20 protein-coding genes and 2 pseudogenes are annotated in these 23,261 nt (G+C 58.9%); 21 read left to right on the forward strand and 1 reads right to left on the reverse strand.

The genetic code is table 11. The features are described from left to right. Nucleotide 1: 1 nt before the first annotated feature. The 14 genes from AB4N76_RS19855 (at nt 2) to ispD (ending at nt 16,155) form a co-directional block, all read left to right on the forward strand. Entirely contained in the window at nt 2–505 is a 504-nt protein-coding gene (locus AB4N76_RS19855) for an OmpH/Skp family outer membrane protein (RefSeq protein ID WP_008028980.1), read from the forward strand. A gap of 2 nt (nt 506–507) precedes the next feature. Beyond that, entirely contained in the window at nt 508–1,563 is a 1,056-nt protein-coding gene (gene lpxD / locus AB4N76_RS19860) for a UDP-3-O-(3-hydroxymyristoyl)glucosamine N-acyltransferase (RefSeq protein ID WP_046029196.1), read from the forward strand. 108 nt (nt 1,564–1,671) lie between these two features. Next, a complete protein-coding gene (gene fabZ / locus AB4N76_RS19865) occupies nt 1,672–2,112 on the forward strand; it encodes a 3-hydroxyacyl-ACP dehydratase FabZ (RefSeq protein WP_007907157.1) in 441 nt (146 codons plus the stop codon). Next, entirely contained in the window at nt 2,109–2,885 is a 777-nt protein-coding gene (gene lpxA, locus AB4N76_RS19870; protein ID WP_046029200.1) for an acyl-ACP--UDP-N-acetylglucosamine O-acyltransferase, read from the forward strand. The genes fabZ and lpxA overlap by 4 nt, the downstream gene beginning before the upstream one ends. Nucleotides 2,886–2,887: 2 nt before the next feature. After that, nucleotides 2,888–4,018: a lipid-A-disaccharide synthase gene (lpxB, locus tag AB4N76_RS19875; RefSeq protein WP_460163418.1), complete on the forward strand. Its 1,131-nt coding sequence runs from the start codon at nt 2,888–2,890 to the stop codon at nt 4,016–4,018. After that, nucleotides 4,015–4,656: a ribonuclease HII gene (gene rnhB / locus AB4N76_RS19880; protein ID WP_460163419.1), complete on the forward strand. Its 642-nt coding sequence runs from the start codon at nt 4,015–4,017 to the stop codon at nt 4,654–4,656. The genes lpxB and rnhB overlap by 4 nt, the downstream gene beginning before the upstream one ends. A gap of 76 nt (nt 4,657–4,732) precedes the next feature. After that, entirely contained in the window at nt 4,733–8,254 is a 3,522-nt protein-coding gene (dnaE, locus tag AB4N76_RS19885; protein WP_460163420.1) for a DNA polymerase III subunit alpha, read from the forward strand. Nucleotides 8,255–8,406: 152 nt separating this feature from the next. Next, a complete protein-coding gene (locus AB4N76_RS19890) occupies nt 8,407–9,354 on the forward strand; it encodes an acetyl-CoA carboxylase carboxyltransferase subunit alpha (RefSeq protein WP_460163421.1) in 948 nt (315 codons plus the stop codon). 123 nt (nt 9,355–9,477) lie between these two features. Continuing rightward, complete coding sequence (gene tilS, locus AB4N76_RS19895) at nt 9,478–10,791, forward strand: tRNA lysidine(34) synthetase TilS (RefSeq protein ID WP_460163422.1); 1,314 nt, start codon at nt 9,478–9,480, stop codon at nt 10,789–10,791. A 274-nt stretch (nt 10,792–11,065) separates the two neighbouring features. After that, nucleotides 11,066–12,697 (forward strand): CTP synthase, encoded by a 1,632-nt coding sequence (locus tag AB4N76_RS19900; protein WP_046029209.1) that lies wholly within the window; start codon nt 11,066–11,068, stop codon nt 12,695–12,697. 5 nt (nt 12,698–12,702) lie between these two features. Then, nucleotides 12,703–13,548 carry a 3-deoxy-8-phosphooctulonate synthase gene (gene kdsA, locus AB4N76_RS19905; protein WP_046029210.1) on the forward strand — a complete coding sequence of 282 codons (846 nt, stop codon included), beginning with the start codon at nt 12,703–12,705 and terminating at the stop codon, nt 13,546–13,548. Between the two features lie 163 nt (nt 13,549–13,711). Then, nucleotides 13,712–15,001 (forward strand): phosphopyruvate hydratase, encoded by a 1,290-nt coding sequence (gene eno / locus AB4N76_RS19910; RefSeq protein ID WP_046029212.1) that lies wholly within the window; start codon nt 13,712–13,714, stop codon nt 14,999–15,001. Between the two features lie 171 nt (nt 15,002–15,172). Continuing rightward, nucleotides 15,173–15,451, forward strand: coding sequence for a cell division protein FtsB (ftsB, locus tag AB4N76_RS19915; protein ID WP_046029215.1), 279 nt, complete (start codon nt 15,173–15,175; stop codon nt 15,449–15,451). Next, nucleotides 15,448–16,155: a 2-C-methyl-D-erythritol 4-phosphate cytidylyltransferase gene (ispD, locus tag AB4N76_RS19920; RefSeq protein ID WP_046029218.1), complete on the forward strand. Its 708-nt coding sequence runs from the start codon at nt 15,448–15,450 to the stop codon at nt 16,153–16,155. The genes ftsB and ispD overlap by 4 nt, the downstream gene beginning before the upstream one ends. On the opposite strand, the gene AB4N76_RS19925 is transcribed toward ispD, so the two are convergent. Beyond that, a complete protein-coding gene (locus AB4N76_RS19925; RefSeq protein ID WP_046029220.1) occupies nt 16,152–17,048 on the reverse strand; it encodes a LysR substrate-binding domain-containing protein in 897 nt (298 codons plus the stop codon). The two genes, ispD and AB4N76_RS19925, sit on opposite strands and share 4 nt — an antisense overlap. Nucleotides 17,049–17,155: 107 nt before the next feature. Between AB4N76_RS19925 and AB4N76_RS19930 the strand changes: the two genes are divergently transcribed. The 7 genes and pseudogenes from AB4N76_RS19930 (at nt 17,156) to AB4N76_RS19960 (ending at nt 23,189) form a co-directional block, all read left to right on the forward strand. Beyond that, complete coding sequence (locus tag AB4N76_RS19930; RefSeq protein ID WP_460163423.1) at nt 17,156–18,268, forward strand: S-(hydroxymethyl)glutathione dehydrogenase/class III alcohol dehydrogenase; 1,113 nt, start codon at nt 17,156–17,158, stop codon at nt 18,266–18,268. An 8-nt stretch (nt 18,269–18,276) separates the two neighbouring features. Beyond that, nucleotides 18,277–19,122: pseudogene (gene fghA, locus AB4N76_RS19935) on the forward strand (S-formylglutathione hydrolase). Nucleotides 19,123–19,175: 53 nt separating this feature from the next. Continuing rightward, nucleotides 19,176–19,650 (forward strand): annotated as a pseudogene (gene ispF, locus AB4N76_RS19940) (2-C-methyl-D-erythritol 2,4-cyclodiphosphate synthase). After that, the gene (truD, locus tag AB4N76_RS19945; RefSeq protein ID WP_046029229.1) at nt 19,647–20,705 is read left to right on the forward strand and encodes a tRNA pseudouridine(13) synthase TruD; all 1,059 of its coding nucleotides are present in this window, start codon (nt 19,647–19,649) and stop codon (nt 20,703–20,705) included. The pseudogene ispF and the gene truD overlap by 4 nt, the downstream one beginning before the upstream one ends. Further along, nucleotides 20,693–21,442 carry a 5'/3'-nucleotidase SurE gene (surE, locus tag AB4N76_RS19950; protein ID WP_046029231.1) on the forward strand — a complete coding sequence of 250 codons (750 nt, stop codon included), beginning with the start codon at nt 20,693–20,695 and terminating at the stop codon, nt 21,440–21,442. The genes truD and surE overlap by 13 nt, the downstream gene beginning before the upstream one ends. Nucleotides 21,443–21,483: 41 nt before the next feature. Continuing rightward, nucleotides 21,484–22,119 (forward strand): protein-L-isoaspartate(D-aspartate) O-methyltransferase, encoded by a 636-nt coding sequence (locus AB4N76_RS19955; protein WP_175649021.1) that lies wholly within the window; start codon nt 21,484–21,486, stop codon nt 22,117–22,119. A 212-nt stretch (nt 22,120–22,331) separates the two neighbouring features. Further along, nucleotides 22,332–23,189 carry a peptidoglycan DD-metalloendopeptidase family protein gene (locus tag AB4N76_RS19960; protein WP_460163424.1) on the forward strand — a complete coding sequence of 286 codons (858 nt, stop codon included), beginning with the start codon at nt 22,332–22,334 and terminating at the stop codon, nt 23,187–23,189. Nucleotides 23,190–23,261 lie beyond the last annotated feature (72 nt).

Below are 23,261 nucleotides of genomic sequence, written 5' to 3' on the forward strand. Positions count from 1 at the left end.
CGTGCGTAAGTTGACTCAATTGGTTCTCCTGGCGACCGTACTGGTAGCAGGTCCGGCTTTTGCCGACATGAAAATCGCCGTTCTGAACTATCAGATGGCTCTGCTGGAATCCGACGCGGCCAAGAAGTATGCCGTGGATGCCGAGAAAAAATTTGGCCCGCAACTGACCAAGCTCAAGACGCTGGAAAGCAGCGCCAAAGGTATTCAGGATCGTCTGATGGCCGGAGGCGACAAGATGCAACAAGGTGAGCGTGAGCGCCTTGAACTCGAGTTCAAGCAAAAGGCCCGTGACTTCCAGTTCCAGTCCAAGGAACTGAACGAAGCCAAAGCCGTTGCCGACCGTGAAATGCTGAAGCAGCTCAAGCCGAAACTGGACAGCGCTGTGGAAGAAGTCATCAAGAAAGGTGCTTTTGACCTGGTCTTCGAGCGTGGTGCAGTGATTGATGTCAAGCCTCAGTACGACATCACTCGCCAGGTTATCGAGCGCATGAATCAGCTGAAGTAACCATGACAGCGACTATTAAGCTCGGCCAATTGGCCGAGTTCCTCGGCGCCACGCTACGTGGCGACCCGGAGAAAGAAATTACTGGGCTAGCCACTTTGCAAGAGGCTGGCCCAGCTCAGTTGAGCTTTCTCGCAAATCCTCAATACCGTAAATACCTGGCCGACTGCCGGGCCGCAGCGCTGTTGCTGAAGGCCGCTGATGCCGAAGGGTTTTCCGGTGATGCGCTGGTAGTGCCGGATCCGTACCTGGCCTACGCGCGTATTTCCCATTTGTTCGATCCCAAGCCCAAGGCGCCCGCAGGTGTTCACCCGACAGCGGTAGTGGCCGCGGATGCAGTGGTTGATCCAGCGGCGAGTATTGGTGCCTTTGCGGTGATCGAAAACGGTGCGCGTATTGCGGCGGGCGTGACCATCGGCGCTCATTGCTTCATCGGTGCGCGTTGCGAAATCGGCGAAGGCGGCTGGCTGGCCCCGCGCGTCACGCTGTATCACGACGTGCGCATCGGCAAGCGAGTGGTCATTCAGTCGGGTGCCGTGCTCGGTGGCGAAGGTTTCGGTTTTGCCAACGAAAAAGGTGTCTGGCAGAAAATCGCCCAGATCGGTGGCGTGTTGGTCGGTGACGATGTGGAGATTGGCGTGAATACCGCCATCGACCGCGGTGCGTTGGCCGATACCGTTCTCGGTAATGGTGTGAAGCTCGACAACCAGATCCAGATTGCCCACAACGTGCAGATCGGTGATCACACCGCCATGGCCGCTTGTGTGGGGATCTCCGGCAGCACCAAGATCGGCAAGCATTGCATGCTCGCAGGTGGTGTGGGGCTGGTGGGGCACATCGAAATTTGCGACAACGTTTTCATCACCGGGATGACCATGGTGACCCACTCGATTACCGAAAAGGGCGCCTATTCTTCCGGTACAGCCATGCAACCGGCTGCCGAGTGGCGCAAAAGCGCGGCACGCATCCGTCAGCTCGATGACATCGCGCGGCGACTGCGACAACTGGAAAAGCACGTAGGGGAAGTGACCCCTGACGGTAATGCTTCTTCAGATGGCTGATACCATTTCCATATCAAGTGTGCACAGCCGTTAGACTGCCTCCTTGATTTGCTAGAGGAGCGCGCGTCACTCGTGCGTTCCCAATCTTTACATAGGCTTCCCCCCGAAATGATGGACATCAACGAGATTCGCGAATACCTGCCTCACCGTTACCCGTTCCTGCTGGTGGACCGGGTTGTGGATCTGGATGTGGAAGGCAAGCGCATTCGCGCCTACAAGAATGTCAGCATCAACGAACCGTTCTTCAATGGTCACTTCCCTGCGCATCCAATCATGCCGGGCGTATTGATCATCGAAGCGATGGCTCAGGCTGCCGGGATCCTTGGTTTCAAAATGCTCGACGTGAAACCGGCGGACGGCACCCTTTACTACTTCGTCGGCTCCGACAAGCTGCGCTTCCGCCAGCCTGTGCTGCCGGGCGATCAGTTGATCCTTGAAGCCAAGTTCCTGAGCTGCAAGCGTCAGATCTGGAAGTTCGAATGCCAGGCTTCGGTCGACGGCAAGCCAGTCTGCTCTGCTGAAATTATCTGTGCGGAACGCAAACTATGAGTTTGATTGACCCTCGCGCAATCATCGATCCGACGGCTGTACTGGCCGACGACGTTGAGGTCGGCCCATGGTCGATCGTCGGCGCAGGTGTGGAAATCGGCGAGGGGACAGTGATCGGGCCGCACGTGATTCTCAAAGGCCCGACCCGTATCGGTAAGCACAACCGCATCTACCAGTTTTCTTCGGTAGGTGAGGACACGCCCGATCTGAAATACAAAGGCGAAGAAACCCGTCTGGTCATCGGTGACCACAACGTCATCCGTGAAGGCGTGACGATTCACCGCGGGACCGTTCAAGACCGTTCGGAAACGACCCTGGGTGATCACAACCTGATCATGGCCTATGCCCACATCGGCCACGACAGCGTCATCGGCAACCACTGCATCCTGGTCAACAACACCGCGTTGGCTGGCCATGTACACGTTGAAGATTGGGCGATCCTCTCCGGTTTTACCCTGGTTCACCAGTATTGCCACATTGGTGCCCACAGCTTTTCCGGTATGGGTACAGCCATCGGCAAGGACGTTCCAGCGTACGTCACCGTGTTTGGCAACCCCGCTGAAGCCCGCAGCATGAACTTCGAAGGCATGCGTCGCCGCGGTTTCAGTGAAGACGCGATCCACGCGCTGCGCCGCGCCTATAAGGTGGTTTATCGCCAGGGCCTGACCGTCGAGCAAGCGCTTGCCGAACTGGCCGAACCTTCGGATCAGTTCCCGGAAGTCGCGGTGTTCCGTGATTCCATCCAGTCTTCGACCCGCGGCATTACTCGTTAATCATGGCTAATCTGCGTATTGCGCTGGTAGCGGGTGAGGCTTCCGGCGACATTCTGGGCGCAGGCCTCATGCGCGCACTCAAGGCTCGACATCCGGCGGTGGAATTCATCGGTGTCGGTGGTCCGTTGATGCAGGCCGAGGGGCTGACCTCATACTTCCCCATGGAACGGCTTTCGGTCATGGGCCTGGTGGAAGTGCTGGGACGGTTGCGTGAGCTGCTGGCGCGTCGCAAGAAGCTGATCGCCGACCTGATCGCTGAGAAGCCGGACGTGTTCATCGGTATCGATGCTCCGGACTTCAACCTCAATATCGAACTCAAGCTGCGTCAGGCCGGGATCAAGACCGTGCATTACGTCAGCCCGTCGGTGTGGGCATGGCGTCAGAAGCGCGTGCTGAAGATCCGCGAAGGCTGCGACCTGATGCTGACGCTGTTTCCGTTCGAAGCGAAATTCTATGAAGAGAAGGGCGTGCCGGTGCGTTTTGTCGGGCACTCCCTGGCCGATGCGATCCCGCTGGAGGCCGATAGGGCTGCCGCGCGGGCTGAGCTCGGATTGCCAGAGGGACCTCTGGTCGCGTTGATGCCCGGCAGTCGTGGCGGTGAAGTGGGCCGTCTCGGCGCCTTGTTCCTTGATACTGCCCAGCGTTTGCGGGCCATGCGCCCAGGTGTGCGCTTTGTCATGCCATGCGCCAACCCTGAACGGCGCGCGCAGCTTGAAGAGCTGTTGGCCGGTCGCGATCTGCCGCTGACCTTGCTTGACGGCAAATCCCATCTGGCCCTGGCCGCTTGTGATGCGGTGCTGATTGCCTCCGGGACCGCTACGCTGGAAGCGTTGCTCTACAAGCGACCGATGGTGGTGGCTTATCGTCTGGCGCCGCTGACGTTCTGGATCCTCAAGCGGATGGTGAAAAGCCCTTACGTGTCTTTGCCGAACCTCTTGGCCCAGCGCCTGTTGGTGCCTGAGTTGCTGCAAGACGACGCGACAGTCGAAGCGCTGGCGCAAACGCTGTCCCCTCTGATCGAAGGCGGCGAGGAACAGACTCGCGGCTTCGACGAAATTCACCGCACCTTGCGTCTGGACGCCTCCAATCAGGCGGCGGATGCAGTACTGAACTTGATCGGCAAAACACAATGAGCAAAACCAGCACACAGATGGGCCTGGACTTCACCCTGGTCGCCGAAGTCGAAGACCTCGTGGCCGGTGTCGACGAAGTCGGTCGCGGCCCGCTCTGCGGTGCAGTGGTCACGGCTGCGGTGATCCTCGATCCGAACCGTCCGATCCTTGGTCTGAACGATTCGAAAAAACTCACCGAAGCCCGTCGCGAAAAGCTCTTCGACGAAATCTGCGAAAAAGCCCTGAGCTGGTGCATCGCCCGGGCCGAAGTCGAGGAAATCGACGAGCTGAACATCCTGCACGCCACCATGCTGGCGATGCAGCGCGCGATCGAAGGTCTGCACATCCAGCCGAAACTGGCCATGATCGACGGCAATCGTTGCCCGAAACTGTCGATGCGCGCTGAAGCGGTGGTGCAGGGCGACGGCAAGGTGCCAGCCATTGCCGCGGCATCGATTCTGGCCAAGGTCAGCCGCGACCGCGAAATGGCAGCCTTTGAGTTGATTTACCCGGGTTACGGCATCGGCGGGCACAAAGGCTATCCGACCCCCGTTCATCTGGAAGCGCTGGCCCGCTTGGGGCCAACGCCGATTCACCGCCGCTCGTTCGCCCCGGTGCGCCTGGCGTACGAGGCGCGGGAAAGTCTGATCGAGAGTTAGTCGCAAGGCTGATGTTTTACTCAAGGCCCGGTACAATCCGGGCCTTGTTGTCTTCACGTTTCTAGACAGGATCACTATGCCGGCTTCATTCGTTCACCTACGCCTGCACACTGAATATTCCCTGGTCGACGGTCTGGTGCGGATCAAACCGCTGGTCAAGACCCTGGTCGGCATGAACATGCCTGCCGTAGCGGTCACCGACCAGAACAACATGTGTTCCCTGGTCAAATTCTACAAAGCCGCCATGGGTGCCGGGATCAAGCCGATCTGCGGCGCCGACTTGTGGCTGTCGAACAAGGACCCGGACAACGCCCTGAGCCGGATCAGTCTGCTGGCCATGAACGCTGTCGGCTATCGCAACCTGACCGAACTGATTTCCCGTGGTTTCATCGACGGCCAGCGCAATGGCTCGGTGATCATCGAGCGCGAATGGGTCGCCGAAGCCAGCGAAGGCTTGATCATGCTGTCGGCGGCGAAAGAGGGCGAAATCGGCCTGGCCATGCTCAGTGGCAACCCGGCTGAAGCGGAAAACCTCGCGCGCGAATGGATGGCGGTGTTCCCGGATCGTTTCTACCTGGAAATCCAGCGCACCAATCGCCCCAACGATGAAGAGCAGCTGCACGGTGCCGTGGCCCTGGCCGAGAAAATCGGCGCGCCACTGGTCGCAACCAACGATGTGCGTTTCATCAAGCAGGAAGACTTCGCCGCTCACGAAACCCGCGTGTGCATCGGTGAGGGCCGCGCCCTCGACGATCCGCGACGTTCGAAGAATTACAGCGATCAGCAATACCTCAAAAGCGCCGAGGAAATGGCCGAGCTGTTCAGTGACTTGCCCGAGGCGCTGGAAAACACCGTCGAAATCGCCAAGCGCTGCAACATCGAAGTGAAGCTGGGCAAGCACTTCCTGCCCAACTTCCCGATTCCCGATGGCATGACCATCGATGAATATTTCCGCAAAGTGTCGTTCGATGGCCTGGAAGATCGCCTGACCGTTCTGCTGCCCAAAGACACCACGGAAGACTACGAGGCCAAGCGTCAGGTCTACGTCGACCGGCTGAATTTCGAGCTGGATATCATCATCCAGATGGGGTTCCCCGGTTACTTCCTGATCGTGATGGACTTTATCCAGTGGGCCAAGAGCAACGGCGTGCCGGTAGGTCCGGGCCGGGGGTCGGGTGCCGGGTCGCTGGTGGCCTATGTACAGAAGATCACCGACCTCGATCCGCTGGAATATGACCTGCTGTTCGAACGTTTCCTCAACCCGGAACGGGTATCGATGCCCGACTTCGACGTCGACTTCTGCATGGACGGTCGCGATCGGGTGATTGAATACGTGGCCGAGAAATACGGTCGCAATGCGGTTAGCCAGATCATCACCTTCGGTTCCATGGCGGCCAAGGCTGTGGTCCGGGACGTGGCGCGGGTGCAGGGCAAGTCCTACGGCCTGGCGGATCGTCTGTCGAAGATGATTCCGTTCGAAGTCGGCATGACCCTGGAAAAGGCCTATGAGCAGGAAGAGATCCTGCGTGACTTCATCAAGGTCGATGAAGAAGCCGCCGAAATCTGGGAGATGGCCCGCAAGCTCGAAGGCGTTGTGCGTAACGTTGGTAAACACGCCGGTGGCGTAGTTATTGCGCCGACCAAACTGACGGACTTCTCGCCGATTTATTGCGATGAGGCCGGTGACGGTCTGGTGACCCAGTTCGACAAGGATGACGTTGAAGCGGCCGGTTTGGTGAAGTTCGACTTCCTCGGCCTGCGGACCCTGACCGTTATCGATTGGGCGTTGAAGACCATCAATCGCGACCGCGCGAAGGTCGACGAACCGCCGCTGGACATTGCGTTCATTCCGCTGGACGACAAGCCGACCTACACACTGCTGCAAAAAGCCGAAACCACGGCGGTGTTCCAGCTCGAATCCCGCGGCATGAAGGAGCTGATCAAAAAGCTCAAGCCCGACTGCCTGGAAGACTTGATCGCACTGGTGGCCCTGTTCCGTCCGGGCCCGCTGCAATCGGGCATGGTGGACGACTTTATCAACCGTAAGCACGGTCGCGCCGAACTCGCGTACCCGCACTCGGATTACCAGTACGAAGGCCTCAAGCCCGTACTGGCGCCGACTTACGGCATCATCCTGTATCAGGAACAGGTGATGCAGATTGCCCAGGTCATGGCCGGTTACACCCTTGGCGGTGCGGACATGCTGCGTCGTGCCATGGGTAAGAAAAAACCGGAAGAAATGGCCAAGCAGCGCGGCGGTTTCATTGAAGGTTGCGCGACCAACAACATCGACGCTGACCTTGCCGGTAACATTTTCGACCTGGTAGAAAAATTCGCCGGCTACGGCTTCAACAAATCCCACTCCGCGGCGTATGGCCTGGTGTCGTACCAGACGGCGTGGCTGAAAACGCATTACCCGGCGCCATTCATGGCGGCGGTGCTGTCGGCGGACATGCACAACACCGACAAGGTTGTGACCTTGATCGAAGAAATTCGCACCATGAAGCTGCGTCTCGACGCGCCGGATGTGAATGCCTCCGAGTTCAAGTTCACGGTGAATGACGAAGGCCGGATTATTTACGGCCTCGGGGCGATCAAGGGCGTGGGCGAAGGTCCGGTGGAAGCGATCACCGAGGCGCGCCAGGACGGTCCGTTCAAGGATCTGTTCGACTTCTGTGCCCGTGTCGATCTCAAGCGTATCAACAAGCGCACCCTGGACGGTTTGATCCGCAGTGGCGCGCTGGATCGTCTGGGGCCTTGTTTCCATGACGAACCGAAGGCTTATCAGGCGAGTATCGACCAGAATCGTGCGATCTTGCTGGCCGCGATGGAAGGGGCGATCAAAGCCGCCGAACAAACCGCACGCACCCAGGACAGCGGCCATGCCGACCTGTTTGGCGGTCTGTTTGTCGAAGAAGACGCGGACGTCTACGCCAGTCATCGCAAGGCCAAGGAACTGACCCTCAAGGAGCGGTTGAAGGGGGAGAAAGACACCCTGGGCCTGTACCTGACCGGCCACCCGATTGACGAATACGAAGGTGAAATCCGTCGCTTTGCCCGTCAGCGCATCATCGATTTGAAGCCTGCGCGCGATACCCAAACGGTCGCCGGCATGATCATCGCCCTGCGGGTTATGAAGAACAAAAAAGGCGACAAGATGGGCTTCATCACCCTCGATGACCGCTCCGGTCGGATCGAGGCGTCGTTGTTTGCCGAGGCGTTCCATACGGCGCAGTCGCTGTTGCAGACGGACGCGATGGTGGTGGTCGAGGGAGAGGTCAGTAATGACGACTTCTCCGGTGGCCTGAAGCTGCGGGTCAAGCGGGTGATGAGCATGGAAGATGCGCGCACCAACCTCGCCGAGAGCCTGCGCCTGAAGCTGCAAACCAAGGATTTGAAGGGTGATCAGCTACGCTGGCTGGGTGAACTGTTCAAGCGTCACCGCGGCGCATGCCTGATCACCATGGAGTACACGAGCCCCGATGCTAAGGCCTTGCTGCAGTTTGGCGAGACCTGGCGAATCGATCCGGCGGATGCGTTGATTCAAGCCTTGCGTGACCAGTTCGGGCGAGACAACGTCTTCCTCCAATACCGTTGACGGTCAGGTGCCATTCGTCCCCCTTGGAACGTGCCCTGATCTCGACCCGAATTTTTAATCTCGACCTGAACGCGCCTGTCCCTTAAGGTAGGGCGCGAATAGACAACCGGCCGGCCCAAGCTCTCTTGGACGTCGACCCAAGACGGACGCCTATGAACCCGAATTTTCTAGATTTCGAACAGCCGATCGCCGACCTGCAAGCCAAGATCGAAGAGTTGCGCTTGGTCGGTAACGACAATTCGCTGAATATCGGCGATGAGATCTCCCGCCTGCAGGACAAAAGCAGCACGCTGACCGAAGACATCTTCGGCAAGCTGACCAGCTGGCAGATCGCACGCCTGGCGCGTCACCCGAAACGTCCGTATACCCTGGACTACATCGAACACATTTTCACCGAGTTCGATGAATTGCACGGTGACCGTCATTTCTCCGATGACGCTGCCATCGTTGGCGGTATCGCCCGTCTGGACGACCAGCCGGTCATGATCATCGGTCACCAGAAAGGCCGCGAAGTGCGCGAGAAGGTTCGCCGCAACTTCGGCATGCCGCGTCCGGAAGGCTACCGCAAGGCGTGCCGCCTGATGGAAATGGCCGAACGCTTCAAAATGCCGATCCTGACCTTCATCGACACCCCGGGTGCTTACCCGGGTATCGACGCCGAAGAGCGCAACCAGAGCGAAGCGATTGCCTGGAACCTGCGCGTCATGGCTCGCCTGAAAACCCCAATCATCGCCACCGTGATCGGTGAGGGTGGTTCTGGTGGTGCATTGGCGATCGGTGTCTGCGATCAGCTGAACATGCTGCAATACTCGACCTATGCGGTGATTTCGCCGGAAGGTTGCGCCTCGATTCTGTGGAAAACTTCCGAGAAGGCGCCGGACGCTGCTGAAGCCATGGGCATCACTGCCGAGCGTCTGAAGGGCCTGGGCATTGTCGATAAAGTGATCGGCGAGCCATTGGGCGGCGCTCATCGTGATCCGGCCGCTGCGGCTGCTTCGATCCGCGCCGAACTGAGCTCGCAACTGGCGATGCTGAAGAAGTTCGACAATGATGCGCTGCTGGCCCGTCGTTACGAGCGACTGATGAGCTACGGTCTCTGATCGATCGCTCCTCCATCATGTAGGAGCAAGGCTTGCCCGCGATTGGGACGCCTCGGTTTAACAGACCGACCGCGTTAACATTCATCGCGAGCAAGCTCGGCTCCTACAGGTTTTGGTGCGTCAATGACACTTTGTGCAACGCTTCTCAAACAACTCGCTCCATGGCGCAACGCCACAACCTGGCACATCGCGTTCTCCGGTGGTCTCGACTCCACCGTCCTGCTGCACCTTCTCGCCGACCTGGCAAAAACCGAATCCCTGCCGGCGCTCAGCGCCATTCATGTTCATCACGACCTGCAAGCGGCGGCGGATGCCTGGCCGGAGCATTGTCAGTCGGTCTGTGATGCGCTCGGTGTGTCGCTACAGGTGGTTCGCGTTCAGGTTCAACCTGGCGCCAGTATCGAGCGCGCCGCCCGTGAGGCTCGTTATGGGGCGTTCAGCGCGGTGATTCATGCCGAGGACATTCTGCTGACCGCTCAGCACCGTGACGATCAGGCTGAAACCCTGTTGTTCCGACTGTTGCGCGGAGCCGGGGTGAGAGGTTTGTCGGGAATGCCGCGTGAGCGGGTCTTGGGCCGTGGACATCTTCTGCGCCCGCTGCTGGATGTCTCACGCGCCGAACTTGAAGCCTACGCAACCGAACACCGGCTGAGCTGGATCGAAGACCCTTCGAACCAGGATCGCCAGTTCTCCCGCAATTACCTGCGGCATCAGGTGTTTCCGGTATTGACCGAGCGCTGGCCGCAAGCGGCGGTGACGATGGCACGTAGCGCTGCTCACTTGAGTGAAGCGCAGGCTTTGCTGGATGAGTTGGCAGAAATTGATCTGGTCGAAGCGGCAACAACCCATGACTTCGACTGGTTGGGCGTGCAATCTCTGGAGCTGGCTTGCCTTGCAAGGCACTCTGCCGCTCGCCAGCGTAACGCGCTGAGCCACTGGCTCACAGCACTGACGCGGTTGCCGGACAGTGACCATTGGTCGGGTTGGGAGAATTTGCGTGATGCCACCGGTGATGCCCGTCCGGTCTGGCGGCTGGCCGATGGCGAAGTGCATCGTTCGGCTGGACGTATCTGGTGGCTCTCGGGCTGTTGGCTCCGCAATTCGCCGCCTGCCGTGGATTGGCCGGATCCTTCGACACCGCTGGAATTGCCGGATAACGGCGTGCTCACACTCACCGGGCAAATCCCCGATGGCTCGCTGCAAATCCGCTATCGTCAGGGAGGCGAGGTCATGAATTTGCCCGATCGCGGTCATCGCGATCTCAAGCGTTTGTTCAATGAACGCGGGGTTCCGGGCTTCATCCGTGGCAGATTGCCGCTGGTCTACCGCGAGGGGCAATTGCTGGCAGTGGCCAACGTACGGGGCTTGAATGGCAGTGGGCAAGATGGCTGGCATTTGCATTGGCAACCGCCGAGCGAAGATCAAGGTTTGAGCTGAAAGGGGCTTTCCGGTAGACTACGCTCCCTTCTTGATACAACTTCTGTGGATTCGCCTGAATTGCAGGAGTTGCCGATTACCAAGCAGTCTTTGCTGGGCGATTCCAAAAAATGTGTAGCGAGCAACGTACCGGTGTTTCATCTGCCGGTCTGTCCCAACGCGGCGGTTTTTTTGAAAGGTGCACTGTGATTAATGCAGGTGATCGGGGGCTTCGGCCTTCCTTCGCTTTCCCCGGCGGCTCGGACCGCTTTAACGCAGACTTCTAGGGTTTTTCATGACGCGCTACATATTCGTCACGGGCGGTGTTGTTTCTTCATTGGGGAAAGGCATTGCATCGGCTTCATTGGCGGCCATCCTGGAGGCGCGGGGACTTAAGGTCACCATGCTGAAGCTGGACCCGTACATCAACGTTGACCCGGGCACGATGAGCCCGTTCCAGCACGGTGAAGTGTTCGTCACCCACGACGGCGCCGAGACCGACCTGGACCTGGGCCACTACGAGCGGTTCATCCGCACGACCATGACCCAGAACAACAACTTCACCACTGGTCGTGTCTACGAGCACGTGCTGCGCAAAGAGCGCCGTGGTGACTACCTGGGTGCAACCATCCAGGTGATTCCGCACATCACCGACGAAATCAAGCGCCGGATCATCAAGGGCGCCGGCGATGCCGACGTGGCGATGGTCGAGATCGGTGGCACCGTGGGTGACATCGAATCGCAACCGTTCCTGGAAGCGATCCGCCAATTGCGTTTCGAAGTCGGCGCCAAGCGCGCGATGCTGATGCACCTGACGCTGGTGCCGTACATTGCTACTGCCGGCGAAACCAAAACCAAGCCGACCCAGCACTCGGTCAAGGAATTGCGTTCCATTGGCCTGCAGCCAGACGTACTGGTTTGCCGCTCCGATCACCCGATCGACATCTCTTCGCGCCGCAAGATCGCGCAATTCACCAACGTTGAAGAACGTGCGGTGATCGCGCTGGAAGACGCCGACACCATCTACAAGATCCCGGGCATCCTGCACTCCCAGGGCCTGGATGATTTCGTGGTCGAGCGTTTCGGCCTGCAATGCGGCAGCGCTGACCTGTCCGAGTGGGAAGCGGTGGTTGACGCCAAGCTGAACCCGGAACACGAAGTCACCATCGCGATGGTCGGCAAGTACATGGAACTGCTGGACGCCTACAAGTCGCTGATCGAAGCGATGAGTCACGCCGGCATCAGCAACCGCACCAAGGTCAACCTGCGCTACATCGATTCCGAAGACATCGAAAACCAGGGCACTGCGTTGCTCGAAGGTGTTGACGCGATCCTCGTACCGGGCGGCTTCGGTCTGCGTGGCGTGGAAGGCAAGATCACCGCCGTTCAATACGCTCGCGAAAACAAGGTTCCGTACCTGGGCATCTGCCTGGGCATGCAAGTGGCCGTGATCGAGTTCGCTCGTAACGTGCTGGGCTGGAAAGACGCCAACTCCACCGAATTCGATCGCGCCAGCGGCCATCCGGTCGTGGGCCTGATCACCGAGTGGGAAGATGCTACCGGCGCGGTCGAAACCCGTACCGAATCGTCCGATCTGGGCGGCACCATGCGCCTCGGCGCTCAGGATTGCCTGCTGGAGCCGGGTTCGCTGGTACACGACTGCTACGCCAAAGACGTCATCGTCGAGCGTCACCGTCACCGCTATGAAGTGAACAACAACCTGCTGCCGCAAATCATGGAAGCCGGCCTGAAAATCTCCGGTCGTTCCGGTGATGGTGCGCTGGTTGAAGTGGTTGAGGCTCCGGATCATCCATGGTTCGTCGCTTGCCAGTTCCACCCTGAGTTCACCTCGACACCGCGTGACGGTCACCCGTTGTTCAGCGGTTTCGTTAAAGCAGCGTTGATTCAACACCAGAAGAAGGCGTAAATCCGATGGCGCAGAAGATCATCCGCGTAGGCGATATCGAGATTGCCAACGACAAGCCAATGGTGCTTTTCGGTGGCATGAACGTGCTGGAAAGCCGCGACATGGCGATGCAGGTCTGCGAAGAGTACGTAAAGGTCACCGAAAAACTCGGCATCCCTTACGTGTTCAAGGCCAGCTTTGACAAGGCCAACCGTTCCTCCGTGACCTCTTACCGTGGCCCCGGCCTGGAAGAGGGCATGCGGATTTTCCAGGACATCAAGCAAGCCTTCGGTGTGCCGATCATCACCGATGTCCACGAGCCTGATCAGGCCGCGATCGTCGCTGAAGTCTGCGACATCATCCAGCTGCCGGCCTTCCTGTCGCGCCAGACCGACCTCGTGGTCGCGATGGCCAAGACTGGTGCGGTGATCAACATCAAGAAAGCCCAGTTCCTCGCACCGCATGAGATGAAACACATCCTCAGCAAGTGCGTGGAAGCGGGCAACGATCAGTTGATCCTTTGCGAGCGCGGTTCGAGCTTCGGCTACAACAACCTGGTCGTCGACATGCTCGGCTTCGGTATCATGAAGCAGTTCGAATACCCGGTGTTCTTCGACGTGACTCACGCGCTGCAAATGCCCGGTGGTCGTTCCGATTCCGCCGGTGGTCGTCGTGCCCAGGTGACGGATCTGGCCAAGGCTGGCATGAGCCAGTCGCTGGCCGGCCTGTTCCTCGAAGCCCACCCGGACCCGGACAACGCCAAATGCGACGGCCCTTGCGCCTTGCGTCTGGACAAACTGGAGCCATTCCTGGCCCAGCTCAAAGCGTTGGACGAACTGGTGAAGAGTTTTCCGACGGTAGAAACCGCGTAAACCTCAATTCTCCGGTAAAGTACCGCACGAATTTATGCTCTGGCCCGCTGGCCGCACTGCTCTTGTAGGAGCATGGCTTGCCAGCGATGGCGTCCTTGAGGGCTCCATCGCCGGCAAGCCGTGCTCCTACAGCGTTTTCGTCAACTTTGGAGTGTTTACAACAATGGCAAAAATCGTCGACATCAAAGGTCGTGAAGTTCTCGACTCCCGTGGCAATCCCACCGTGGAAGCGGACGTGCTTCTCGATAACGGCATCATCGGCAGCGCCTGCGCGCCGTCCGGTGCTTCCACTGGCTCGCGTGAAGCACTCGAGCTGCGTGATGGCGACAAGAGCCGTTACCTGGGCAAAGGCGTTCTGAAGGCCGTGGCCAACATCAACGGTCCGATCCGCGACCTGTTGAAAGGCATGGACCCAAGCGACCAGAAAGCGCTGGATCACGCGATGATCAAGCTCGACGGTACCGAAAACAAAGGCTCCCTGGGCGCTAACGCGATCCTCGCCGTTTCCCTGGCCGCGGCCAAGGCAGCAGCACAGGACCAGGACCTGCCGCTGTACGCTCACATCGCTAACCTGAACGGTACCCCGGGTGTTTACTCGATGCCGGTTCCGATGATGAACATCATCAACGGTGGCGAGCACGCCGATAACAACGTCGACATCCAGGAATTCATGGTTCAGCCGGTTGGCGCCAAGTCTTTCTCGGAAGGTCTGCGCATGGGTACCGAGATTTTCCATCACCTCAAGGCTGTTCTGAAGGCCCGTGGCCTGAGCACTGCTGTCGGTGACGAAGGTGGTTTCGCACCGAACCTGGCTTCCAACGAAGACGCTTTGAAAGTGATCTCCGAAGCCGTGGCCAACGCAGGTTACAAGCTGGGCACCGACGTGACCCTGGCCCTGGACTGCGCTGCGAGCGAGTTCTACGAAGACGGCAAGTACAACCTGTCCGGCGAAGGCCAGGTGTTCACCGCTGAAGGTTTCGCTGACTACCTGAAAGGCCTGACCGAGCGTTACCCGATCATCTCGATCGAAGACGGCCTGGACGAGTCCGACTGGGCTGGCTGGAAGATCCTCACCGACAAGATCGGCGAGAAGACTCAACTGGTGGGCGACGACCTGTTCGTGACCAACACCAAGATCCTGAAAGAAGGCATCGATAAAAAGATCGCCAACTCGATCCTGATCAAGTTCAACCAGATCGGCACCCTGACCGAAACCCTGGAAGCCATCCAGATGGCCAAGGCTGCAGGTTACACGGCTGTGATCTCGCACCGTTCCGGCGAAACCGAAGACTCGACCATTGCCGACCTGGCTGTGGGCACTTCGGCTGGCCAGATCAAAACCGGTTCCCTGTGCCGTTCGGACCGCGTTTCCAAGTACAACCAACTGCTGCGTATCGAAGAGCAGTTGAATGGCAAAGCCAAATACAATGGCCGCAGCGAGTTCCGCGGTTAATTGCTAAATGGTAAAAAGACACCGGATTGTGTCGGAAAAATCGCTACAGCGACGTTTTTGCCACTAATCTGATGCCTTATAAGCACAAGCCTGGATTTTCCAGGCTTCGTGCTATCAGAAGCTTCAAAGTTTTTGCATGGCTGTCTTTTTTCACTGGAAACCTGATATTCGATGCGCAGTCCCAATTGGTTGTTCCTCGTCTTGCTCCTGTTGCTGGCTGGCCTGCAATACCGCCTGTGGGTAGGTAATGGCAGTCTGGCGCAAGTGGCTGAGCTGACTCAGCAGATCGCGGATCAACAGGCTGAGAACGAAGGGTTGCTGGAACGCAATCGGGTCATGGACGCCGAGGTCAGCGAGCTGAAAAAAGGCATGGAGACGGTTGAAGAGCGGGCTCGCCATGAGTTGGGCATGGTCAAGGACGGTGAAACCCTTTACCAGTTGGCTCAATGAACACCTCGTTACCGGCCTTCTGGGCCGTGATCCCTGCCGCGGGTGTCGGTGCCCGTATGGCCGCAGACCGTCCCAAGCAATACTTGCAACTGGGCGGGCGCACTATTCTCGAACACAGCCTCGGCTGTTTCCTTGATCATCCCTGCCTGAAGGGGGTGGTGGTCAGTCTTGCTGTTGATGATCCGTATTGGCCGAACCTTGCAAGTGCTTGCGATCCGCGTATTCAGCGGGTTGAGGGGGGCTCCGAGCGTTCCGGTTCGGTACTTAATGCCTTGCTGCATTTGCATGCGCTGGGTGCTGATGATGAAGACTGGGTGCTGGTTCACGACGCTGCTCGGCCGAATCTGAATCGTGATGATCTGGACAAGTTGCTGAGTGAATTAGCCGATGATCCGGTAGGCGGGCTGCTGGCGGTGCCGGCACGCGACACCCTCAAGCGGGTCGACAAGCACGGTCGTGTCGTCGAAACCGTGGATCGCAGTGTGATCTGGCAAGCCTATACGCCGCAGATGTTTCGTCTGGGCGCATTGCATCGGGCATTGGCGGACAGTCTCGTCGCTGATGCGGTCATCACCGATGAAGCGTCGGCCATGGAATGGGCGGGCATGGCGCCACGGTTGATAGAAGGTCGATCCGACAATCTCAAGGTCACTCGTCCCGAAGACCTTGAATGGCTGCGCCAGCGTTGGGCCAATCGCCGCTAAGCCGCGTACTCCGGCCGTTCGGCCAACCCTTCCTTCAAGTAATCCACCAATTTGCGCACTTTGGGCGACAGATGCCGTTGCTGTGGATAAAGCGCCCATACGGCGGTATTCGGTGGTTGATGCGCGTCCAGCAACGAAATCAATGCGCCGCTTTTCAAGTGCTCCAGCACGTAATAGTCCGGTAGCTGACACAACCCTACGCCTTGCAGCGCTGCATCCAGCACCGCTTGCCCACTGTTGCAGCGCCAGTTTCCCTGGACCCGCTGCGAAAATTCCCGCCCGTTCTGTTCCAGTTGCCACAGGTCCGAGCTGCCGATGAGGCAGTTGTGGCGGCTCAGTTCCGACAAGCTGTGTGGCCGACCATAACGCTCCAGATAGGACGGCGATGCGCACAGGTACATGCGTCGTGGTGCCAGGCGAGTGGCGACCAGCCGGGAGTCTTGCAAGCGGCCAAGGCGGATCGCCAGGTCGAGGCCCTCATGCACCAGATCGAGCGGGCGATTGCTCAGTTCGATGTCGACACGCAGTTGTGGATAAAGCCCCATGAACCGCGTCACCAGCGGCACGATAAAACGTTCGCCGTACGCCACGGCGCAGGTCATGCGCAACATGCCCTTGGGCTCGCTGGTCAGGTCGCCCACCGCGCGCAACGCCTCTTCGCGACCATCCTGCAAACGCTGGCAATGCTGCAGAAACGTTTGCCCGGCTTCGGTCAGCGTGACCCGGCGGGTGCTGCGATACAGCAGTCGTGTCTGAAGGCGCTCTTCCAGGCGTACGATTTGTCGACTGACATGGGAGGAAGAAACCCCAAGTCGTTCGGCGGCAGCCGTGAACTGGCTGCACTCGGCGACGGCGACGAACTCGTCGATACCTTCCCAGCGATTCTCGGACACCTAGAATTATCCCTGTGTAGCAATAATGTTTTGCTTTTGTCCGGATTATTCACCGAACGACGGTGTATTACACTCATTGTCTCGTTTTTATTCACTGGAGAACCCACATGATCAAGTCGCGCGCTGCCGTTGCCTTCGAGGCCAAGAAACCCCTCGAGATCGTTGAAGTCGATGTCGCCATGCCCAAGGCCGGTGAAGTATTGGTGCGGGTGGTGGCTTCCGGTGTCTGCCATACCGATGCCTACACACTGTCCGGCGCTGATCCGGAAGGTATCTTCCCGTCGATCCTCGGTCACGAAGGTGGCGCGGTGGTTGAAGCCATTGGCGAAGGCGTGACCTCGGTGGCGGTGGGCGATCATGTGATCCCGCTGTACACCCCCGAATGCCGTCAATGCAAATTCTGCCTGTCGGGCAAAACCAACTTGTGTCAGGCGATTCGCGCGACTCAAGGCAAAGGTCTGATGCCCGACGGCACTTCTCGTTTTTCCTACAAGGGCCGGCCGATTTTCCACTACATGGGGACTTCGACGTTCTCCGAGTACACCGTGCTGCCGGAAATCTCCGTCGCCAAAATTGCTAAAGAAGCGCCACTGGAAAAGGTCTGCCTGCTGGGCTGCGGTGTCACCACCGGCATCGGCGCAGTACTCAATACGGCCAAGGTGAAACCGGGTGATACCGTGGCCATTTTTGGCTTGGGCGGCATTGGTTTGTCGGCGGTAATCGGTGCCGTAAAAGCCAAGGCTGCGCGGATCATCGCCATCGACATCAACCCGGCCAAATTCGAGATCGCCAAGCAGCTGGGTGCAACCGATTGTGTGAACCCGAAAGACTTCGACCGTCCGATTCAGGACGTCATCGTCGACATGACCGATGGCGGCGTCGACTTTTCCTTCGAGTGCATCGGCAATGTGCAACTGATGCGCGCGGCACTTGAGTGCTGCCACAAGGGCTGGGGTGAGTCTGTCATCATCGGCGTTGCCGGTGCCGGTCAGGAAATTGCCACCCGTCCATTCCAGCTGGTCACCGGTCGCGTCTGGCGCGGTTCGGCGTTCGGCGGCGTGCGTGGTCGTACCGAGTTGCCAAGCTACGTTGAAATGGCCGAGACCGGTGAGATCCCGCTGGACACGTTCATCACCCACACCATGGGCCTGGAAGATATCAACAAGGCGTTCGACCTGATGCATGAAGGCAAGAGCATCCGTTCCGTCATCCATTTCTGAGGTCGGTCATGAGCCTGGAAAATATCTCCTGCCAGAAAAGCTTCGGCGGCTGGCACAAGCGCTATCGACACCGTTCAGGAAGTGCTCGGCTGCGACATGGTGTTTGCCGTGTATCTGCCGCCGCAAGCGGAGCAGGGCGGCAAATTGCCGGTGCTGTACTGGTTGTCCGGCCTGACCTGCACCGACGAGAACTTCATGCAAAAGGCCGGCGCCATGCGCATGGCCGCCGAGTTGGGGCTGATTATTGTGGCGCCGGACACCAGCCCGCGCGGTCCGGATGTGCCGGGTGATCCGGAGGGGGCCTGGGACTTCGGACTGGGTGCCGGGTTTTATCTGAATGCCACGCAGGAGCCATGGTCGCGGCACTATCGGATGCATGACTACGTCGTGCAGGAATTGCCGGCATTGGTTGAAGCCCATTTCCCTGCATCGGACAAGCGTGGCATCAGCGGGCACTCCATGGGGGGGCATGGCGCGCTGGTCTGCGCGCTGCGCAGCCCGGGGCGTTATCAATCGGTGTCGGCGTTCTCGCCGATCAACAATCCATGGATTGCCCATGGGGTCAGAAAGCCTTCAGTCGTTATTTGGGTGAAGACCGTTCGAAGTGGCGTGAATGGGATGCCTGTGCATTGATTACCGAGGCTGACGAGCAGTTGCCGCTGCTGGTGGATCAAGGCGATCGCGATGATTTTCTTGCCACCCAGCTCAAGCCTGAAGCCTTGCAACAGGCGGCCAAACTGGCCGGTCATCCGCTGACGTTGCGCCTGCAACCGGGCTATGACCACAGCTATTTCTTCATCGCCAGTTTTATCGGCGATCACTTGCAACATCATGGGCGTGCACTAGGCGCCTAATGATCGACAAAGCAGGTAGAATCACGCCCTGACAAAAATCGGGGCGTTTTTTTATGCGTATTGGCCACGGCTATGATGTGCACCGTTTCGCTGAAGGCGATTTCATTACTCTGGGCGGCGTGCGCATTGCACACGGCTTCGGGCTGCTCGCTCACTCCGACGGTGACGTCCTGCTGCACGCCTTGAGCGATGCCTTGCTCGGCGCGGCCGCGCTGGGTGATATCGGCAAGCATTTCCCGGACACCGACCCGACCTTCAAGGGCGCCGACAGCCGTGTGCTGTTGCGTCATGTCGTCGCATTGATTCATGCCAAAGGCTGGAAAGTCGGCAATGTTGATAACACCATCGTCGCCCAGAGCGCCAAAAATGGCCCCGCATATCGAATCGATGCGCGCGCTGATTGCCGCGGATCTTCAAATTGAACTGGATCAAGTGAACGTGAAAGCTACCACCACCGAAAAGCTTGGCTTTGTCGGGCGCGAAGAAGGCATTGCCGTGCACTCCGTTGCCTTGTTGCTGCGCGCATGAACGAATCGCAATTGCTTGGCCCGCGGGCCTATGGTGAGGCGCTTGGTACCGCGGTTCTGAAAGCCACGGCAGAAGATTTTCAGGTCGATGAAGTGCTCGATATCCCCCTCAGCGGTGATGGCGAGCATTTGTGGATCTGGGTGGAAAAGCGCGGACTGAATACCGAGGAAGCGGCGCGGCGTATCGCCAAGGCCGCGGGCGTGCCATTGCGCACCGTCAGTTATGCCGGGCTCAAGGACCGTCAGGCGCTGACGCGCCAATGGTTCAGCGTGCAACTGCCGGGCAAGGCTGATCCTGATTTGGCGGCCGCCGAAAACGACACGCTGAAAATTCTCAAGACCGGTCGGCATAAGCGCAAGCTGCAACGCGGCGCTCATTCGGCCAATGGTTTCACCTTGCGCCTGACTCAATTTGCTGGCGACAAAACGGCGATTGAACAGCGACTGCAACTGATCGCCAAGCAGGGTATTCCCAATTATTTCGGTGCCCAACGTTTCGGCTTCGACGGCGGCAATGTGGTCGATGCCCGTGCCTGGGCCGCGCGCAAAGCGTTGCCTGAGCAGCGCAACGTGCGCTCGCGTCTGCTCTCCACCGCGCGCAGCTTTTTGTTTAATCAGGTGTTGGCGGCACGCGTCGCTGATGGTACCTGGCAGCAGGCCCAGGTCGGCGATCTGCTGGCCTTCACCGACAGTCGCAGCTTCTTTCCAGCCGGTGAGGCCGAATGCAACGACCCGCGACTGGCGATACTCGATCTGCATCCGACAGGCCCGCAGTGGGGCGAAGGTGACTCGCCGGCGACCGGCGTTGTCCATGTACTGGAGCAGGAAATCGCCGCTCGCGAAGCGGACTTGCGTGATTGGTTGATTAACGCCGGTATGAGCCACGAACGTCGCATTCTGCGGCTGCCCATTGGTGGGTTGACGTGGCATTATCCCGAGCCTGACATTCTGCAACTGGAATTCGTCCTCCCGGCCGGATGCTTTGCCACCGTATTGGTGCGCGAGCTTGTTGATCTGGTGCCGGTGGGGCAGACGGACAGCCCATGCGTATTCTGATTTCTAACGACGATGGGGTAACCGCACCCGGTCTCGCCGCGCTTTATGCTGCGCTGGCGGATTACACCGAATGCGTGGTTATCGCCCCGGACCAGGACAAAAGCGGCGCCAGCAGCTCGCTGACGCTCGACCGTCCGTTGCACCCGCAAACTCTGGCCAACGGCTTTATCAGCGTGAACGGCACTCCCACCGATTGTGTGCACCTGGGCCTGAACGGCTTGCTGGAGCGCGAACCGGATATGGTTGTTTCGGGGATCAACCTGGGCGCCAACCTGGGCGATGATGTGTTGTATTCCGGCACCGTGGCGGCAGCCCTTGAGGGGCGTTTCCTTGAGCGCCCTTCGTTTGCCTTCTCGTTGGTCTCACGACAAGTAGAGAACCTTCCCACAGCCGCCTACTTTGCACGCAAGCTGGTCGAAGCCCATGGCGATCTCGACCTGCCGCCGCGCACGGTACTGAATGTGAACATTCCCAATTTGCCGCTGGACCATATTCGCGGTATTCAGCTGACCCGCCTCGGGCATCGCGCACGGGCCGCGGCACCCATGAAAGTGGTCGACCCCCGCGGCAAGTCCGGTTACTGGATCGCCGCCGCCGGGGATGCTGAGGATGGCGGCCCGGGCACCGATTTCCATGCCGTCATGCAGGGTTATGTTTCTATCACCCCGCTGCAACTGGATCGCACCTTCAATGATGCCTTCAGTAGTCTCGATGGCTGGTTGGAGGGGCTGCGCTAATGTCTCGTGAACAAGACGATATGCTGCGTCGCGGCATCGGGATGACCTCTCAACGGACCCGCGAGCGCCTGATTCAGCGTCTGTATGAAGAAGGTGTTTCCAATGCCAAGGTGCTGGAAGTCATCCGTCGTACACCGCGTCACCTGTTTGTCGATGAAGCGCTGGCCCATCGCGCTTACGAAGACACGGCATTGCCTATCGGGCACAACCAGACCATTTCCCAGCCCTACATGGTGGCTCGCATGAGTGAGTTGCTGCTGGAGGCAGGTCCCTTGGACAAGGTGATGGAAATCGGCACGGGCTCGGGCTACCAGACAGCGGTGCTGTCGCAGTTGGTCGAGCGGGTGTTTTCCGTTGAGCGCATCAAGATTTTGCAGGACCGGGCCAAGGAGCGCCTGGTGGAGCTGAACCTGCGCAACGTGGTGTTTCGGTGGGGCGATGGCTGGGAGGGCTGGCCAGCGCTGGCGCCTTACAACGGCATCATCGTCACGGCAGTGGCCACCGATGTGCCTCAGGCGTTGCTCGATCAGTTGGCACCGGGTGGGCGGCTGGTGATCCCGGTCGGCTCCGGCGAGGTGCAACAGCTGATGCTGATCATTCGCGAAGAACAAGGCTTTTCCCGGCGGGTTTTGGGGGCGGTGCGTTTCGTGCCATTGCTCAACGGGCCACTGGCCTGAGCATTTGTTTTTGGCGCGCTGAATTCTCTTCGATTGGCCGTGTCTTACAGCGGCATCGATTGGTTAAACGGTATTTATCGTCAGTCAGCAAACGTGTGCGCGTCGCGATTTCGCTTCATTAAAGGTAAAGCCTGTTCGGCCCGTTATACTTGCGACATCTCGAGCCGGGACACGGCAAACCACAATTTCAGCCACCACATAGGGAGCGGCGGGTGAGTCTCACAGTCATTGCGCAGCGTATGAGTACAACGAGCTTTCAGCGCCTGGTGACTGGCCTTGTCTTGAGCACCTTGCTGGTCGGTTGCTCCAGCACCAAATCGAGTAGCGTCGGTGTCGTCGATCGCAATAACGCTACGCCCCAACGTCCGGCAGTGACCACGGGTCAGTATGTCGTTCGGCCAAAAGACACCCTGTTCTCGATCGCTTTTCGCTACGGCTGGGACTACAAAGCCCTCGCCGCACGGAACAACATTCCTACGCCCTACACGATCCATCCGGGTCAGATAATTCGCTTCGATGGTCGCACCGGATCAACGCCGACAGCGGTGACCAACCCATCCGATTCGGCGCCTTCGTCGTCGAGTAAAACCACGATAATCCGACGCCAGGCGAATGGCGCAACTACGACGACAACGGTGGTTGCACCGTCCGTCGCCAGCAAGCCGGCACCCGCTCCATTGCCGCCTGCGGGACCGGCCCCGACCGGCTGGGGATGGCCATCTAATGGCATTCTCATTGGAAAATTCTCTTCAAACGGCAGTTTGAATAAAGGAATTGATATCGCCGGGGATTTGGGACAGCCTGTTTTAGCTGCGTCTGATGGGACGGTGGTATACGCCGGGAGTGGCTTAAGGGGCTACGGCGAATTAGTCATCATCAAACACAGCGATACCTACGTCAGTGCCTACGGACATAACCGCAGGCTGTTGGTTCGGGAGGGGCAGCAGGTCAAGGTCGGACAGACAATTGCCGAAATGGGGTCAACGGGTACAGACCGGGTGAAGCTGCATTTTGAGATTCGCCGACAAGGTAAACCTGTAGATCCGCTGCAATTCCTGCCGCGTCGTTGATCGCTTTCCAGCCTGTTCCGTCGCGTAGAGGGAACAGGTTCCAGCGTTGCCAAGGATAAAGGCGCCGCTTGA

The sequence above is a fragment of the Pseudomonas sp. S2_F03 genome (genome assembly GCF_054668335.1).